The sequence below is a fragment of the Cellulomonas taurus genome, assembly GCF_012931845.1.
Taxonomy (GTDB): domain Bacteria; phylum Actinomycetota; class Actinomycetes; order Actinomycetales; family Cellulomonadaceae; genus Cellulomonas; species Cellulomonas taurus.
Genome location: NZ_CP051884.1, coordinates 1,965,773 through 1,983,579, shown reverse-complemented (window position 1 = coordinate 1,983,579; position 17,807 = coordinate 1,965,773). Strand labels below are relative to the sequence as shown.

Sequence of the window (17,807 nt, the reverse complement as noted above, 5' to 3'; positions counted from 1 at the left end):
CGGATGTGTCGACGGTGAGGGCATCGACGACGCATCAGGAAGCGTCACCATCGTCTAGACGGCCGTGGGATCCGTCGGGCTGGATAAACTCGTCCTCGTGCACTACGTCACCGTAGGGTGGCTGCGGGTCGAACACGCCGTACTTCACATTGTTGATACCACAATCGTCGAGATGGCGAGAGTAGGAATTGGAAACAACAAGCGAACCATCCGATTGTCGTGAGAGGATATATCTCCACGCGACGCCAGTTTTGTGCTCGCCCAAATAAGCGACAGGGTCAGGGTCGCCTTTATCGTTGCGCCAGGGGTACCCGCCTCCGGCGAGGCATACGTCCACCTCTGCGCCAGCGTCGGTGTCGCGAGTGTTCCCGACTATCAAGGGCGACGGCCCGACGAAGAAGTAGTATGCGAGGTCCGTGGAGCTTCCCTTGGGATTGACCGCGGAGCGGCTCGAACGTTCGGCTTCGCGTGCGATGTACTCCTCGGTGAGGTATAGACGTAACGTGGGACTGGAATAGTCGTGGGCGTTGTTGGCGGCCGCGAGGATCACCTCGGCATTGATGATGGTGGATACGCGTTCGTCGTCGAGGTTTGGTGGGCCTTCGGGCCAGACGATGGATGGGATGTGCAAGCCGTCAGCGTCCTGGGATGGCCAGGTCTGAGGGCTTGCGCAACCAGCAACTACGGCGGCCGCCGTGCAGAGTGCGGCGATGATTGAGAGGCGGCGGTTCACGACATGGCTCCGGGGTAGCGTTTGAGTTCGTAGCGGGACGCAGCCTCGTCGGCAAAGTCTTGAGAGCCACCCTCCTTATTCGCAGGGATATCCACGGCGATAAATTGGTTAGCGAGGTCGGCGAGTTGGCTGTCGCCGGTGTCTTCTAGTTGCTGGTCGTGGGGATTGGTGCCAGCGTTCTAGGTTGCCACTGCTGTGGTCTGTTGCTATAGCCGACACGGCCCGAGAGTCTGCTGGTGCCTAATACCCACTTGCGCCCGCGTGGCTGCCGAAGCAGACGCGCGCACGGGTGGAACGGCCTAGTCAACATATAGTGTCTTCCAATTCGCAAACGTTTGCGTCACGACCGGGACACGGGAGCAGTCGACAGGCGGTGCGGTATCGTCGGTGTCCCTCATCCGCAGGAAATCTGCTGGCGGGTTAAATGCGGCGAGCTCCGTCCGTTCGGACTCGGTTAGCGGCGAGACCGCATAGGTTTCTTGAACCAGGGCGCCGAGCCCTTGCGACCCGGACTCGCCTGTAGACGGCTTAAAAGACTGCGTATCACCCTTCATGCAGACGGACACCGTGGCGGAACCATCAGTGTTCTCGGTAACTGAAACGGGGGTGAAAGGGACTGGACCTATTGGGACAAGATCGCTCTTGATGCGTTGCCCGGGTGCACCGTTACCGGCCACTGGCGAGTTCCAGTGTGCGACATAGAGGCGGTACTGGGCGAAATTGTTGTTGTTTGTAAGGTTTGCCCAGGCTGAGGCTGAATAGGTCTCGCGGATCGTGCGTACCGCGTCGGTGTCCTCGAGAGGGTTGGATGCGTCAAGTGCTGGGGTGAGTTCGTAGTCGGGTGCAGGAGCGCTGAGGTCGATGGTTGGTACGGGGCTTGGTTGTGCTGCGGCATTTCGCCGTGCAGGGGCGGTCGCGTAGAGCACCGCGATAGCGCACACGGCAACTGCGACTGCGATTGAACTGACTACTAGAGCTAGGTGCGAACGAATCCAGGTCACGACACGTCTCCTCTCATGGCCGATCCCGTATTGTGATTCCCGTTCTCGCCTGGCTTGAAAATGTTGTAGGGACGACGTATCAGGAAGCGTCACCTTCGTCTAGACGGCCGTGGGATCCGTCGGGCTGGATAAACTCGTCCTCGTGCACTACGTCACCGTAGGGTGGCTGCGGGTCGAAGATCCCATACTTGATATTGTTGGTACTGCAGTCGTCCGCGCTGCGGAGATGTGAGTCAGAGACGAGAAGCGTGCCGTCCGATTGCCGCGTGAGGACATAGATCCAAGCGACGCCAGTTTTGTGTTCACCCAGATATGCGACAGGATTTACATCATCATTGTTGTTGATCCACGGATAGCCACCCCCGCCGGTGCAAACGTCGACTTCGGCTCCAGTACCGGTGTCTCGGACTTCTTCGACTTTCAACGGGTCTGGACCTGCTGTGAAATAGTAGGGAAAGTCAGCGGAGGCACCGCCGGGGTCGACAGCAGACCCGCCAGAGAGTTTGGCTTGGCGTCTGATGTATTCCTCGGTGAGGTATAGACGCAATGTGGGGCTGGAATAGTCGTGGGCGTTGTTGGCGGCCGCGAGGATCACCTCGGCGTTGATGATTGTGGAAACGCGTTCGTCCTCAAGTTTTGGTGGGCCTTCGGGCCAGACGATGGATGGGATGTGCAAGCCGTTGGCATCTTGGGATGGCCAGGTTTGAGGGCTTGCACAACCAGCAACTACGGCGGCGGCTGTGCAGATTACGGCGATGAATGTGGGGCGGCGGTTCACGACATGGCTCCGGGGTAGCGGTTGAGTTCGTAGCGGGACGCAGCCTCGTCGGCAAAGTCTTGAGAGCCACCCTCCTTATTCGCAAGGATCTCCACGGGGATGAATTGGTTAGCGAGGTCGGCGAGTTGGCTGTTGCGGGTTTCTTCTAGTTGTTGGTCGTTGGGATTGGTGCCATTGAATAGTTCACTCACTCGGGTGGCGTAGGTGTCGGCCCAGGCGTTGGAAGCCACGGTCGCGCCGCCGGCGGCGATTGCGTCCTTGACCGTGCCGCCGGGGGCGAATCCAGACGCAAACGAGAGTGAGTCGATCCAGCCTTGGGCGATGGCATCGTGTAGTTGTGCTGCCGCTAGCGAATGCGCGATCCCAGATCCGTCGATCAGCCCATAGATGGCTGCGACCTTGCCCAGGGATTCGCTGTAACTACTGGCTTCGATCTGACCTTGGGTGTTGGTCATCATTGCGTGCGCAAGGCCTTCTGTTCCCTCGATCACGGTCTCCGTCGCAGTGTCGGAATTGCTGATCAAGCGGAGCAAATCGATCAGAGCCCTGTCAGAGATGACGCACGCGGGTCCGGTGATCCCGTTCATCCAGTCGATTTCCTGCCTCGGGTCGTATCGTGCGCCTTCTTTCAACCCGTTGACCTGCCAGATTCCGGTTTCGATCCAATAGGGCATCTGGGTGGTCACAACGTGCGCAAGGGCCTGGAGCCCGTCTTCATTGATGCTCGATTTACCAGTGAGGACGGTGTCTTTCCAGTAGTTGATGATGTCGGCATTAGCCTTGGCGAGTTGCCGGACGCGGTCGATGTCGCAGTCCTCGCCAAGGAGCGCGCCGGGTGTGTCTTGGATGGACGCCCACAGGATGGAGGGTGCGCTGGCACCTTCGCCGTGGTTCCAGTCTCGTTGTGAGTACCAGAACTCCAGGTGGTCGTCGCTGGTGATCCAGTCGAGTGCTGCGTCGGGTTGGTTGGCGATCTGGACGAGCGCGCTGTATGCGGGGTCGGCGAGTGTGCTGCGGTCAACTCCGTTGGTCAGCACGAACGCGTCCATCTGCCCGGCCATCGCCGTGACGTTGCCGCTCCAGACCCACGGTCGTCCGTCCGCGAGTTCCTTGATCTGGATGAGCTCGGCGATGGATTGGCTCATGGTCTGGCTCATGGGGGCGTTGGCGGCGTCGTAATAGAGGTAGGCGACGGCCAGGGGTGCGTTGGTGCCTTCCATCATGGCGGAGTTGAATGAGTCGGCTGCGTCGCGGTCCCAGGTGGCTGACGCGACCGAGAACGTGGTGCGCAGTCGGCACTGGATGTCGACGATGGTTTGGTGTGTTCCGCCGTTAGCGTCGATGACGTCGAGTCGGTCGAGCAAGTTGGTCAGCTCGGTGCCGCCGGTCTTTTGCATGTACGAATCGGCGAGTTCCGGGTCCATGGTGGTGTAGCGGAGGAGTTCGGCCAGGCCTGCGAGAGTGGTCGGGTCATTCTTGCCGTCGGCGATGTCTTCGCTGTTGTCGATCAGGGCGGTGAGGATGTCGCTGTTAGTGAGAGGCTTGCCGGCTTTGTGCCCGGAGGCCGCCATGACAGCACCGAGTTGGATGAGGCTGACCGACGGCATCGTCGAGAGCTGCCCTCGCAGTGCCGCGTTCAGGTTGATGCGTTGGGTTTCGAGCGCGTCCCACTGAGTCCTATGGGCGGCGAGGTCGGCAGTGGCGGTGCTGTACGCGGCGGTGACGGTCGATCCGTTGCGCGCGGCCGCCTTCTCTTCTTCGTCGGCTTTGATCTTGGCACGCAGGTGTGCTTGTTGGGTTTTGATGTCCGTCAGGCCAGGCCCGTAGACGTTGAGCGCGGTCTCGGTGTCGGTGAGCCACTGTGCGAACAGGTGCAGGTCCGTCTGGGTGCTGATGGCCCGGTCGCGGAAGGTGGTGCCGGAGGTGCCTTGCCAGGTGGCGTCGGTGACGCGTGCTGTCTCGGCGCTGAGCTTGTCTTTGACCTGCTCGAGTTTGGTGGCGATCTCCCGGATGGTGGTCGCTGCGGTGGTGACTTCGCCGGGCTGGCCTTCGCCGGGGTGGTTCTTATTCCATTGGGACATGATCAGCCTGCCTGTGCTTGGTCGGCCGCGGTCCACGCATCGGCACTGTCGATCGCGGCACTGCCGAGGGAGAACAATGCGGTCTGCGCGCCATGGGTACCGTTGTTGATCGTCGAGCGGACCTGGGCCAGTAAGTCGTTGAGCCCTTCGTCGCCGAGGTCGCAAGCGTTGTTCCATTGCGTGGTGTAGTCCAGGCTCTGTGAGTTGGATGTGAGACTGGCCCCGATCTCGCGGATCGTGGCGTCGTCGAAGCGGAGGGTTGCCATGGTGTGCCTCAGTCGATGCTGGTGAAGGGGTACGGGATCTGGACGGTGGTGATGGTGCCGGAGGCGACGTACATGCCGCGGCCGGGCGGGAAGTCGGCGGTGCGTAGGCGAGGGAATCCGACTCTGAGAACGCTGGCACCGTCTTCTTGTGCGGGTTGCAGGACGATTCCGCGCCGCGATGCACGGATTTCGCTGAGGGTGCTGGACATCGTGGTCCAGGTGGGTGTCTCGGATTCAGCGATGATCAGGTGTCCGTTGCGCTTGGCTGCACGCACCGCCGCAGCGAGCGCGAGTTCGTGCTCGCCTCCGGCGAGGTCGCCGATCGCTTCGATCATCAGGGTGAGGGGCTGGCCGTCCTCGGCGGGTGTGTCCAGGTGTGGTTGCAGTTCGTCGAGGAGCGTCTTGATGTGTTCCGCGCGCCGGACCGCTTGGGTCCAGACGTCGTTCTGGAAGGCCGGACTGCGTCGTCCTCCTATGTAGTAGAGGGGAGCGTCGGGCATGTGGCGCTTGAGCGAGTACGCCATGCTGATCACGGTGGTGGTTCGTCCAGACCCGGGCATTCCTGCGATCAGGAGTGCACCGCGGCGTTCGAATCCCAGGGGGCGCAGGGTGGTTTCTGGGACACCGAGGACGGGATCGTCTCCGACCGATGACGGCATGGCACTGGCAGAAATCATGATCTCCAGTCGGCGCACTTCCGGTGCCGCGGGGGTTGTGGCGTCCGTGCGCAGTCGCTCGCCGATGCGTTCGATCACTTGGGACTGGTGGGCGGTGTCGACGATGCCGTCGGGTACGGCGACCTGGATTTCGTCGCTGGTGCCGGCCATGACTGCGCGTCCGGGGAGTGGGTCGGTGCCGAGAGCGTCTTTGGCGACGCCGAGGGTGCCGTAGGTGTTCTCTTCGCTCTGCCGCATGATCATGCGGCTGGAGATGGAGGCGGCCATCGCGGAGCTCATCGCGTTGGGGCGTTCGGCGGAGAGGATCACATGGATGCCGAGCGGGCGGCCCTCGGCGACCAGTCGTGAGAGTGCGGCTGAGGCGGACTTGCGCTGCGGATCGGCGTCGAGGGCTTCGCGTAGTGCGCCGAGTCCGTCGACGAGCAGGAAGATACGGGGTTCGTCTTTGCCGGTGAGTCGGCGGTAGTCGGTGACGGAGGAGGCGCGGGCTGCGGAGAAGGTCTCGGCGCGGGCGTCGAGGTTGTCGACCAGGTCGTGGGTGACGCGCAGGACCCGTTCGAGGTCATTGCCCGAGACGATGGATCCGACCTGTGGCAGGGCATCAAGCATGTCGAGTGCCCCGCCGGCGAAGTCCAGTCCGTAGATCTGCACGTGTCCTTGGGCGGTGGCGGCGGCCACGGCGAGGGAGCGCAGCACGGTGGATTTTCCGGCACCGGAGTTGCCGTAAACGGCGAACGAGCCTTCCTCGTCGGGTCGGTAGCGGAAGGTGACCTGCGCTTGGTCGGCGGGGACATCGATCATGCCCAGAGGCAGGTCGCCGTCGTTGTGTCCGGATTCGGTGTCCAGGGCGATTACGGCGGGCATTTCGTCCAGCCAGGGTCGTCGGGGCGCGGGGATACCGGCCTCGGTGGCCGCGCGGCGCAGGGTCTCGACGATGCGGGCGGCGTCGGTGGGGCCGTCGGCGGGTCGGGGCAGCAGCGATTCGGGTGTTGGGGGGATGGTCCACTCTTCGCCGGGTCCGAAGGTGAGGGATTCGATGCCGATGGACACGGGTGGGGGTGCGGAGTCGGAGCGGCCGCCGACGTAGCCGGTTTGGAACATGGCGAGGCGTCCGGGGCCGGTGCGGACGGCGCCGCGGCCGGGGATGCGGGGGTCGAAGTGGGCGGCCATGGGGGTGCCCAGGACGTCGGAGGAGTCGGATTCGTCGGCCATGCGTAGGGCGATGCGGAGGTTGGTGTTGGCTCGCAGGTTGTCTTTGATGACGCCGGCGGGTCGTTGGGTGGCCAGGACCAGGTGCAGGCCCAGGGAGCGGCCGCGTTGGGCGACGTCGACGACGCCGTCGACGAATTCGGGGATCTCGTGGACGAGGGCGGCGAATTCATCGACGACGATGATCAGGGCTGGTGGGGTGCGGGGGTCGCCGGTGCGTTCGAGGGCGAGCAGGTCTTTGGCTTGTGCTTGGGCCAGGAGGTGTTCGCGGTAGCGCAGTTCGGCGCGCAGCGAGGTCAGGGCGCGGCGGACCAGGTGTCCGGCGAGGTCGGTGACCAGGCCTACGGTGTGCGGGAGTTTGACGCAGTCGGCGAAGGCGGCGCCGCCTTTGTAGTCGACGAACAGGAAGGTGACGCGGTCGGGGGAGTGGGCGGCTGCCATCCCCATCACCCAGGCTTGCAGGAACTCGGATTTCCCGGCTCCGGTGGTGCCGCCGACCAGGGCATGTGGGCCTTGGGAGCGCAGGTCGAGGACGAATTCGCCGTCGGTGCCTTGGCCGATGATGCCGCGTAGGTGGGCGTCGGAGCTGCGGCGCACGGGGTCGCCAGTGCGGTTGAGGATGGACCCGGTCTCGTTCCACTGCTCGATGACGGCGCGTGGGTCGGAGGCGATCTCGGCTCCGGCGACGGCGAGGTAACCGACGGCTCGGGGCAGGTCGGATTCGTCGACGGTGAGGGCACCGGCGTCGGTGACACCAGCCAGGTGCCGGGCCAGAGTCATCGCGGCCTCGGCATCCAGGGTTTCGGGGACGATGTCGTACCAGATGCCGTCCTCGGTCCGGCCGGTGCGGGCACCCGTGCCCTCGGTGACCAGGACGGCGCGGCACGAGGCCGGCAGCCGACGCTGGGTGTCGGCGCGCCAGATCACGAGCACTCCGGCGGCCAGGCCTTCCTCGGCGATCCGGACCAGACGCCCGCGTTCGGCCGGCGCGTCGTCCTCGACCAGCAGGACCACCCAGGGCAGGGCGGGGTCGTTGCGCGCACCGCCCACGCCCAGCCGCGCGGCGATCAGCTCCTCGAGCTGGGTGACGACGGTGGCACAGGCCGCCGGGCTGGTCGCGAGGTGTGCCGACAGCGGGGAGTGCGACGAATCCACGTGCGGTAGCCAGGACAGCCACTCCCAGCGCGCGGCGCTGGTGTGGGAGGCGACGCCGGCGATCACCAGCTCGGCGGGCGAGTGCAGGCAGGCGATCTGCGCCATGATCGCGCGGGCGACGGGTTCGGCGGCGGCGAGCTCTCCGGCGATACCCAGCACCCCGAGTGCGGTGAGCTCGGCGACGTGCGGGACATCCGGAACGTCTGCCATCTCGGCCATCGCCGCCTGGAGCTCGGCCCACATCGTGGCATCGGCCTGGCCGCGCGGCGGGGCGTCGATGGTGGTGCGGGACGGGGCGGTCCCGGTGCCGAGCCGGATCGAGCCGAAGCCGGTTTCCCGGGGACGGGCCGACCAGAGCACCGGTGCCATGCCCAGGGCCGCCCCGACGGTCTCGCGGGTGGCGGGGGACTCGGCGAGGCGGGCTTCACGTTCGATGGCGTGATCGGTGGCGATCTGCTGTCGCAGCAGGTCCAGGCCCTCGGTGAAGGCGAGGGTCTCGGCCGCGAGCTTCTTGCGCCCGGTGCTGCGACCGCTCCACCAGTTGCCGAGCATCATCATCGGGCTCAGGACGACGAACATCAGCGACATCGGGTTGCGCGTGACGCTGAACACCACCGTGCCCATGATCACCGGGGCGACCAGTGCCAGCATCGGGAACTTCGTCGGCTGCGGCGGTGTGGGCACCTCGGGTGCGGGCACGTTGCGCTCGGGGTAGCGCTCGACGAGTCGGGGTGAGCGGTTGAAGGCGAGGACAGCGCCGGTCGCACCGACCTTGTGCTGGGAGGCGTCGGGGTCGATGACCAGGACCTGGAGCTGGGTGGTGCCGAGCACGATGATGTCGTCCGGGCGCACCACCCCCCGGGTGACCGGGCCGTCGCCGATCAGCACACCGTTGGCCGACCCGGCGTCGATGATCTCGATCTGGTCGCCGACCAGGAGGCGGGCGTGCAGCCGGGAGACCTGCGAGTCGGTCAGCTGGAGGTCGCAGTCGGCTCCCCGGCCGATGGTGGCGATGCCCGCACCGAGCTCGATCTCGCGACCGGAGTCGGGGCCCGCCACCACGACCAGTCGAGCGACCGCCACCGAGCCCGAGGTGCCCTCCGAGGCGTCGCGCGCGGAGACCACGATGGTCGAGCCGGCACGGAAGCCCGCCTCGGTGAGGCTGGTCGCCCGGCGGATCCGGCGGAAGTCCACGTCGTCGGGTCGATGGATGCGAAGCTCGGGAGCACCGTCGACAGCCGAACTCGGATCGGCGCGGACCAGCGCGTCGGCGAGGTCGCCGGCGGTGGCGGTGGCGTCGGTGGTGATGGTGACCGGGGTCGCCGTCGCGTTCGGACGGCGCAGGACGACTCGCGTGCGCATGGTTCCTCAGGGCAGATGCCGGGTGTGCTGGTACCAGCACGACCGCCCCCCTCAGCTGAGGGGGGCGGTCGTGGACGTGAGGTCATCGGGCGGGACGCGCCCGCGACCCGGGGTGGCTCAGCCGCGCAGCTGGGAGGCGATCTGCTGGTCGGTGTCCTGCAGCACCTGGGCGGTGGTCCGCAGGTTCTGGGCCAGGATCTCCAGGTTCGCCACCGTGCTCCTGGCAGCGGTGTTGAACTTCTCGTAGGTCTCGTTGAAGGCACCCGACGCCTGGTCGGTGACGAAGCCGGACGAGACCAGGTTCTGGATGAAGGACTGCAGCTGGTGCAGCTGCTGCTCGAGCTGTGACTGACCGGAGGTCAGCTGGTTGGCGGCGCTGTCGAGCTCGGCGTAGCTGACGTTCAAGTTGGCCATGAATTCTCCCCTGTGTGGTGATCGAACGGACGGAAAATGCCCGGGCGGTGCAGGATAGCCGTCGTGGTTGACCGCATGTGGCGCTGTTCGCGACTGTGAACGGTTTTTGAGTGTGGCGACCGTCGCGTGTTCGGCGAACATGGCGGTATGTCCGAATGATGTGGGTGTTCGCGACGGTCTGACTAGGTGGTCGATCGCTTAACTGAGTGGTGTCACCTAGGTGTTCGACGATGCGAGTCAACGCGCTCTGAGCTGCGGATACGTTACGATCTCGTTGTCACTGTGCCGTGCGACTCGGCGGTTTCCGTCGGTCGTCACCCGTCACTCCAAGGGGATCGTGTGTCCGGGACTCGTTCGTTTCATCCAGCCCGCTGGGGTCGGCGGCGCGTGATTGCTGCCGTCGCCATTTTGGCGATTTTGGCGATTCTCGCCACCGTCTTCCTCACTCGCCCCGCCGCCGCCAATGAGCAGTACGGCCTGCAGACCATCAATGTCGGCATGGATACGAACACCACGATCACCTCCGTCCGCACCGCCAGCGTGACCAAGGACGCCGACGACCACGTCACCGAGACCGTCGTGGACATCGACCCGACCGACGCGGTCGCCGACCTGCCGGTCCGGGTGCAGACATCGTGGTGGCACGACGGTGCCGCCGGGACCGACCTGTCGGCGCTGACCGGGAAGTCGGGCCGGTTCGTGGTGCAGGTGAGCGTGCAGGACCTGACGGCGGAGGCCACCGAGCTGAGCTTCGAGACCGACGGCGCGCACTATCGGCAGCAGGCGCTGGTCGGAGTGCCGCTGACGGTCGTGGCCAGCGCGAGCGTCGGGTCGGGTGACCGGGTGGTGCAGGTGGCCGACGGTGCCGATGACACGCGGGTGACCAACGGGGTGCTCGCCGAGACCACGGACACCGGGCGTGCAGTGCAGTGGGCGGCATTCCTGGCCCCGCCGATGCTGTCGCCGACGGCCGACTTCACTCTGGTGATCGACACCCAGGACTTCCAGGCACCGGACTTCGACATCACGGTGCAGCCGGGGCTGGTGACTGACCCGTCCGTGTCGGCGCTGGTCGACCGTGCCTTCGGCGCCGACGGCTACTCGGCGCAGTTGGAGTCGTCGACGATCAGCCTGGTGCAGAACGTCAACGGGCAGCTGACCGAGGCGTTGCGGTTCGTGGATGAGGTGCACGAGACGCTGGAACAGGACGTGTCACAGCTCGGCGAGCAGACCTACGGCGAGCTGGAGTCGAGTGCGCAGACGGTGCTGGACCACCTGGAGTCGACCGCCGCCGACCTGGAGTCGATCCTGGGCAGCACACAGAACGGGATCCAACAGGTGGGGATGCAGACCCACTCCGGGATCGAGGCGGTGTCCCGGTCGATGACCGCGATCCTGGGGAACACCAGGAGCGCGCCGGCCATGACACCGACCGCGATCGCGGGGTGCTCGGTGACGATGCCGGCCCTCGCCGAGGGGGAGGACCGCACGGTCGCGGCCACGGTGTTCGTCGCAGATGCCCAGCTGCGGGCGATCACGGATCTGTTCGCCTCAGGTAACAGAGCGCCCGACGACAACTGCCGGACCGCGTTGCAGGAGATGGTGCGGGCGACGATCGGTGATCCGTCGGTGTTGGACGATCCGGATGCGATGGCGGGCTGTGTCGCGACACCCGCCGATCAGCGCACCGTCGCGTGCACGCTGGCGGTCGCCCGCCGGGCGCTCGAGGACGACCTCGGCGAGCTGGCGGCCATCAGCACCCAGGTGCGTGAGTCCTACGATCAGCTGCCGGTGCAGGGGCTGAACAGCGCGTTGAGCGGTGTCGACGGGCTCGCGGCGACGTTGTCGTCGTTGCGCGATCGCCTGGTCGCTGCCAGCGGCGATGCGTCGAGTGTCTCCTCGGACCTGGCGGCCTGGGCACAGGAGACCGCGGCTCTGGTCGACAGCGCCCGGGAGACCACCCGGTCGGCTCGGACTCAGGTCGAGGCCGCCAGGACGGCGGTCTCCACGCTGCGCGCCACCCGCGACGCACTGTATGCGGGTCTGTTCGGTGGGTCCGACGCGGTGGCCGGTCGTCTGGACGCGATCGCGGCCGCCAACACCGGGACACCATCGGTGGGTGAGTGGTTCGTCGACTCCGAGTACGCAGCCGGCCTGACCGCACTGGTGACATCGGTCGACGGCTGTGCGGCGGACTGGGCGACCGAGCTGAGCGCCTTCTCCTCGGCGGAGGAGATCGTGGCCGCGTTGGGTCAGCTGGATGTCGCCGGGTGCCCGGCGCGTGATCTCGCGGTGGCCAGCCAGGACATGGTGACCGGGTACGCCCTGACGGTCGGCACGATCACCGCGATGGACGCGGATGCGGATGCCGCCACCGACACCCTGGCCGCACTCAGGACCAGCTTCGACACGTTGGACGTGGCGATCGGCGAGGTCGAGTCGCTCACCGTGGACGGTGGCACCCTCAGTGCGGCCCTGACCGCGTTGTCCGACCCGGACGGGACCTCCGGGGTGCTGATCGAGCTGGCAGACAGGGTGCAGACCCTGGCCGACTCGGCCTCCGCCGGCGACATGAGCGCCCTGGCCGCCGACCTGGCAGATCTGGTGACCATCGTCCAGGGGATCTGGCCGGACGATGCCGTGCAGCCGCTCACCGGGACCGGCAGCTGTTCAGCGGATGCGGCCCAGCCGCCCACCGCCGCCGGCCAGAGCGTGATCTGGCTGAGCAATCGTCTGCTCTGTGTGCAGCACACCCTCGGTGAACGCCTGACGGTCCTGGACAACCAGATCGACACCACCACGCGTAGCACCGACTCCCAGCTCGCACTCACCGCGACCCAGACCCAGAGCGCGCTCGACCGCGCGCAGGCGCAGATCGACCTGATGTCCGGCGAGCTGGCGTCCAACCTGGACCAGCAGCGAGCCGCCGCCACCGAGGGGTCGTTGGCGATGATCGCGGCGTCCCAGGCGCAGATGACGCAGGAGCTGGACGCGATCCTCGCCTCCTACGACCTCACGTCCAGCCAGGTGCTGCAGCAGCTCACCGACTCGATGCAGCGGTCGGCCTCGCAGTCGACGCAGGTGGCCGCCACCCTCGATGAAGCCTTCACCAACCTGCTGGCGAACCTGGGATCGCCGGACCCGACCAGCCGCGGCGGCATGCTGGGCAAGCTGCACAGCATCACCACGCAGGTGGGTGAGACCGGCACGGTGCTCGACGCGGTCGGCACCACCACCACCGCCTACGGCAACGTGCGTTCCGGCGAGCTGCGGGACATCGATCTGCGGGCCGCCCAATTCGATGCGGCCGAGGCGCGACGCGCCAGCTACCGACCGTTCGCGCAGGTGGACGACGATCTGGAGACGGTGTTCGTCTTCCAGCTGCGGGGAGAGCACTGATGAAGCGCACGATGATCGCGGGAGTCCTGACCGGTGTGCTGCTCGCGCTGACGGCATGTGGCACCGAGGAACCACCACCGGCGGCGGAGGCGCTGAGCCCGGAGCTGCGCCTGACCCACGGTCAGGACGGTCCGATCCGGATCGGCGTGCTGGTCCCGCCGGTGGAGGGCGAAGGGTCGGAATTCCGATCGATGATCGAGGGCGTGCGGGTCGCCGGGTACCGCTTCGACCTGGGTGGCACGGAGGTGGAGTACCAGGTGGCGTTGGACGATGGCACTGCCGATGGAGCTCGGGCCGCCATGTCGTCGTTGCTGGACGCGGGGGTGGCCGGCGTCGTGATGGCGGCCGAGGGGGAGCACACGACGTCGGCCCTGGCATTGGCCGACCAGGCGGAGACCGCCGTTCTCCTGCCCTACACCGATGCCGGGTCCGCCACCGCATGGTCGCTGGCACCGAGCACCGAAGCCGTGGTCACCCAGATCGAAGCGGGGTTGGTCGAGGCGGATGCCGAGCGGCCGTATCTGGCGGTCGCCGAAGGGCGTGCGCCGGACATCAACGCCACCAGGACCGGGACGCTCGGCGACGCCACCGCGCTGGCGGACGAGATCATCGCGGCCCTGGAAGCGCGGGAGATCGACTCGGTCGTCATCGACGCGGCGGCGGAGCAGCAGGCGGCGCTGGTCGTGGCGCTCCAGGGCCGACTGGGTGCCCGGCAGCTGCCGATCGTGCTGACCCCGGAGGCTCTGACCCCGGCATTCGGTGATCTGCTCAGCAGCGGCGGGACCACCGCGGGGTGGTTGTACAGCGCGGGGACCGACTCCGGCGACCACGTGTCGGCGGCCGAATCGGAGCAGGGGGAGTACGGGGCCGTCTTCTTCGCGGCGCTGCGGTTGGCGGCGGGTGATGTCGACTGCCTGAATGTGTACGGCGACGACAGCTGTGCGGCGGGCGCACCCCGGGCCGATGTGGCCAGCCACGATGCCGCGGTGGCCCTGGTCCGGGCGGTGGACGAGGCGGAGTCGACTGATCCTGCGCAGGTGCGGGTCGCGCTCGAGTCGCTCCGGCTCGACCACACCGACGGCCTGGCTGGCCCGGCACTCGACTTCGGGCGGACCCAGGCGTTGTCGGACGACGACGTCGTGGTGCTGCACGCCTCGACCTCCGACCCGGGGCTGCGTCCGCTCGACCCCCAGGGTGCCGCGGCGGCGTCGCTGTTCTGGTTCGTCGGGAAGGCGTCGTGACCTCAACAGGTGTCGGGCGAGCTCTGGGCAGTCGGTACACCCTGACCGAGCGAATCGGTCAGGGCGCTTCCGGCGAGGTGTGGCGCGCGGAGGATCGACTGACCGGGGAATCGGTCGCGGCCAAGCTGCTCTGGCCGCAGCACAGCTCAGACCCGGAGATCCTGGCCCGGTTCGTCAACGAGCGGTCGGTGCTTCTGGGGCTCGACCACCCGCACATCGTCAAGGTGCACGACTTCGTGGTCGAGGGCCAGGACCTCGCGATCGTGATGGACCTGATCGAGGGCCCGAGCGTCGGCAGTGTGCTGCAGGAACAGCGCACCCTACCGGCGTCGCTGGCGGTGCCACTGGCCGCCTCCGTGTTGGACGCCCTGGAGAGTGCGCACCGGCAGGGTGTGATCCATCGGGATGTGAAGCCGGACAACATCATGCTGGCCCGCCCGGGTGAGCCGTCGCCGGAGGACGTCCGCCTGGCCGACTTCGGCATCGCCGGGATCATGCTGGACGAGGCGGCACCGGCGACCGAGCTGATCGGCACCCCGAACTACATGCCGCCGGAGCTGGTCTCTTACGGCAAGTTCGGCCCCGCGTCGGATGTGTACGCGGTCGGCGTCGTGCTCTACGAGATGCTCAGCGGTCGTACTCCGTTCGCGGGGCTGGGGACGAATGTCACGATCGCGATGCGGCAGGTGAACGCGGCGCCTCCGCGATTGCCGATCGACGATGCGCTGTGGCGGATCATCGACCTGATGCTGGCGAAGGACCCGGCGCAACGGTCGTCGGCTGCCTCCACCGCGGGTCTGCTGCGACGGCTGCCGTCCGGGGTCCTGTCGACCGAGGCGCTGCCGGTGCAGGCGCTGCCGGAAGACTGGGTGGAGAGCACGATCGTGCTGCCGTCGAAGGTCGATGTCGAGCGTGCCCTCGGGGGCGTGGCATCCGCCGTACCGGATGACGCACCTGCTGCTGGCGGGATGGACGCGACGTCGATCAAGCCCATGAAGCCGTTGGGCCGTCCGACGCCGATGCTGGCCGAATCGGACCAGCCGGACGACTCCGGCGCCACCATGATGAAGGCGGCAGCCCGTCCGGACGCTCGGCTGGCCCCCCGGCGTCCGGAGCAGGCCCGGATGTCGACCGGCAGGAAGGTGCTGATCGGCGCGGGGTCAGCCGTGCTGATGGCGGGTGCCGGTCTGGTGCTCTGGCAGACGGGCGTGTTCGAGTCGAGCACCACCGACGCCGAGGTGGAGATCACGACGTCCGCCGCGCACCTCAGCGGGACGACGTCGCCCACCGGGCTGCGGATGGATCTGGATGCCGCCTATGACACGAACGCCGGCACGACCGGACTGACAGTGACGGTCTCCGCCGCGCCGAATGCTCCCCTGCAGGGAGACCTGTTGCTGGTCACGCCCGGCGTTGGTGGCACCGGCTGTGCGGAGGTGGCCGAGGAGCAGGGGGTCGTCGCACGGGTCAAGGCGTCGTCGGACGGCCTGGACATCGAGTGCGGCTACCGGCTGGAGGACGTCACGATCGCGGCGGGGCAGTCCACGACCATCGACCTGGCAGCGGACCTGGAGCTGGTCGGTGTCGACGGGACAGTTCCCGACGACTTCCACGACTGGCTGACCAGCGTCCAGCAAGCGACGGATGCCGGGCTGTCGGCGGCGACCGGGACGGTGTTCCCGATCCAACGCGTCAGCGGCATCCGGGTCGAGCCGACCGATGTCACCCTGACCGGCTCGTCCACCGTGGTGCCGTACCGCGTGCTGGCGACCTGGTCGTCGGGGGCGGAGGGCAGCGAGACCGAGCTGTTCACTCAGGACACCACGGACGGGATGGAGGTCGATCTGCTCACCTCGCTCACCGGGGGCACCGGGTTGGACGGTGTGACGGTCTCCGCCTGCAACGCTGCCCAGGTGATCGGCATCCGCGTGCTGGCCGAGCAGCCGGAGTCCAGCTGTGAGGTCGCGGTGAGCGTCGGTGCGCTGAGCTCCGGCGAGACGCCGTTCGGGATCAGGATGCGCTGAGCGGGTCGTCGAGCCCCCAGACCTCGCGGAGGGCCAGCCGTGCTGCGCGGTAGCCGGCCATCCCGTGCACCCCGGGGCCCGGCGGTTCGGAGGCGGAACAGAGGTACACCCCCTCGAGCCCGACCCGGTAGGGGCCGTGTCGCCACAACGGGCCGGCGAGCAGTCGACGCAGGGTGAGGGTGCCACCGGCGATGTCGCCCCCGATCAGGGAGCTGTTGTGCAGCGGCATCTGGGCGGCGGGGATGCCCTGGGCGGCGACCACGGTGTCCCGGAAACCGGGGGCGAACCGCTCCACCTGCCGTAGCACCATCGGCACCGGGTCGCGGGTGGATCCGAGCGGGACGTGAGCGTAGGCCCAGATCGGCCGCAGCTCGCCCTGGGCGCGATCCGGGTCGGCGACTGCCGGGTCACCGAGCAGGACGTAGGGATGCTCGGGGTGTTGGCCGCTGGACACCAGGCGTTCGGCGGCGTCGATCTGGCCGCGACCCCCTCCGAGGTGGGCGGTCGCTGACTCGCCGATCCGCGGGTCGGTCCACGGGATCGGTCCCCGCACCACCAGGTCCACCTTGGCAGCGGCACCCGGGCCCGCTCGGTGGCGGGACAACCGGTGCGAGGTCTCCGGTGCCAGGGCGCTGCCGAGGGCGGCTGCGACCGTTGGGGGAGCTGTCGCGAACAGGGTCGCGCGGGCCGGGGGAAGATCCGCTGGACCGCGCACCGGATGGTCGGTGATGATGCGGCCGCCGTGCGCCAACAGGTCCGCGATCAGCGCATCGGCGATGGCCTGCGAACCGCCGCGGGGGATCGGCCAGCCGGCACCCGTGTGGGCGAGCCCGGCGAGCAGCACCGCGGTTCCGGTGGCGGTCGGCCTGCGCAGGGGCGCGATCGCGTGGGCGGCTACCCCCGAGATCAGGCCGGCGGCATCGGGTGCCGTGGGCGGACGCAGGGTGAGGGTCGCGGTGGCGCGGGCGACGGCGACGGTCGGGGCGAGGACATCGGGCCGGAGCTGCGTGGTCGGTGACTCGAGCAACAGCTCGGCGACCCGGGCGCCGTGGTCGCCGAGCGGTCCGATCGTCCGGCGCCACCACGCCCCTCCTGCGAGGCTGAGCTCGTCGACGGTCCGCTCCAGGTCGTGCCACGCCACTGCGGCCCGGCCGCCGTCGAGTGGATGGGCGAAGGATGCCTCCGGGGTGAGCAGCTCGACCCGGTCTGCGAGTCCGAGCGCGCGGAAGAACGGCGACGCCCACGCCATCGGGTGCACCTCGGAACAGGGGTCGTGCCGGATGCCTTCGGCCAGGCCCAGGTCGACGGTGCGTGACCCGCCACCGGCTGTCGGTTGTCCCTCGAGGACGACGACCTCCAGCCCGGCACGCGCGAGGGTGACGGCCGCCGCGAGTCCATTGGGGCCCGAACCGACCACCACGGCGTCGCATGTCATGCCTCGACGGTAAGCGGAGCCGCAGCCGGGCG

At 67.5% G+C, this 17,807-nt stretch carries 10 protein-coding genes and 1 pseudogene; 3 read left to right on the top strand and 8 right to left on the bottom strand.

All coding sequences use genetic code 11. The features are described 5' to 3' along the window. Positions 1-34: 34 nt before the first annotated feature. The 7 genes and pseudogenes from HGK68_RS09220 to HGK68_RS09195 all read right to left on the bottom strand — a co-directional run bounded on the left by HGK68_RS09220 (position 35) and on the right by HGK68_RS09195 (position 9,676). Positions 35-733 (bottom strand): hypothetical protein, encoded by a 699-nt coding sequence (locus HGK68_RS09220; RefSeq protein WP_169165700.1) that lies wholly within the window; start codon positions 731-733, stop codon positions 35-37. 1,080 nt (positions 734-1,813) lie between these two features. Continuing rightward, complete coding sequence (locus tag HGK68_RS09215) at positions 1,814-2,512, bottom strand: hypothetical protein (protein WP_169165699.1); 699 nt, start codon at positions 2,510-2,512, stop codon at positions 1,814-1,816. Next, entirely contained in the window at positions 2,509-4,593 is a 2,085-nt protein-coding gene (locus tag HGK68_RS09210; protein ID WP_169165698.1) for a WXG100 family type VII secretion target, read from the bottom strand. Before HGK68_RS09210 ends, HGK68_RS09215 begins: the two co-directional genes overlap by 4 nt. Before the next feature lie 2 nt (positions 4,594-4,595). Next, positions 4,596-4,859: a hypothetical protein gene (locus tag HGK68_RS09205; protein WP_169165697.1), complete on the bottom strand. Its 264-nt coding sequence runs from the start codon at positions 4,857-4,859 to the stop codon at positions 4,596-4,598. 8 nt (positions 4,860-4,867) lie between these two features. Next, entirely contained in the window at positions 4,868-8,551 is a 3,684-nt protein-coding gene (locus HGK68_RS09200; RefSeq protein WP_246260238.1) for an FtsK/SpoIIIE domain-containing protein, read from the bottom strand. A 213-nt stretch (positions 8,552-8,764) separates the two neighbouring features. Then, a pseudogene (locus tag HGK68_RS16350) lies at positions 8,765-9,262 on the bottom strand (FHA domain-containing protein); the annotation flags it as partial. A gap of 117 nt (positions 9,263-9,379) precedes the next feature. Next, entirely contained in the window at positions 9,380-9,676 is a 297-nt protein-coding gene (locus HGK68_RS09195) for a WXG100 family type VII secretion target (RefSeq protein WP_169165695.1), read from the bottom strand. Positions 9,677-10,063: 387 nt separating this feature from the next. Here HGK68_RS09195 and HGK68_RS09190 point away from each other — a divergent pair, with 387 nt between their 5' ends. From HGK68_RS09190 to HGK68_RS09180, 3 genes are read left to right on the top strand one after another with little or no spacing between them, the layout of a single operon-like run. Continuing rightward, the gene (locus HGK68_RS09190) at positions 10,064-13,075 is read left to right on the top strand and encodes a hypothetical protein (protein ID WP_169165694.1); all 3,012 of its coding nucleotides are present in this window, start codon (positions 10,064-10,066) and stop codon (positions 13,073-13,075) included. After that, on the top strand, positions 13,075-14,316 hold the full coding sequence (locus HGK68_RS09185) for a type 1 periplasmic-binding domain-containing protein (RefSeq protein ID WP_169165693.1): 1,242 nt from the start codon (positions 13,075-13,077) through the stop codon (positions 14,314-14,316). Before HGK68_RS09190 ends, HGK68_RS09185 begins: the two co-directional genes overlap by 1 nt. Further along, positions 14,313-16,340, top strand: a complete 2,028-nt coding sequence (locus HGK68_RS09180; protein WP_169165692.1) for a serine/threonine-protein kinase — start codon at positions 14,313-14,315, stop codon at positions 16,338-16,340. The genes HGK68_RS09185 and HGK68_RS09180 overlap by 4 nt, the downstream gene beginning before the upstream one ends. Here the strand turns inward: HGK68_RS09180 and HGK68_RS09175 are convergent. Further along, positions 16,327-17,775, bottom strand: coding sequence for a phytoene desaturase family protein (locus tag HGK68_RS09175; protein ID WP_169165691.1), 1,449 nt, complete (start codon positions 17,773-17,775; stop codon positions 16,327-16,329). The two genes, HGK68_RS09180 and HGK68_RS09175, sit on opposite strands and share 14 nt — an antisense overlap. Positions 17,776-17,807 lie beyond the last annotated feature (32 nt).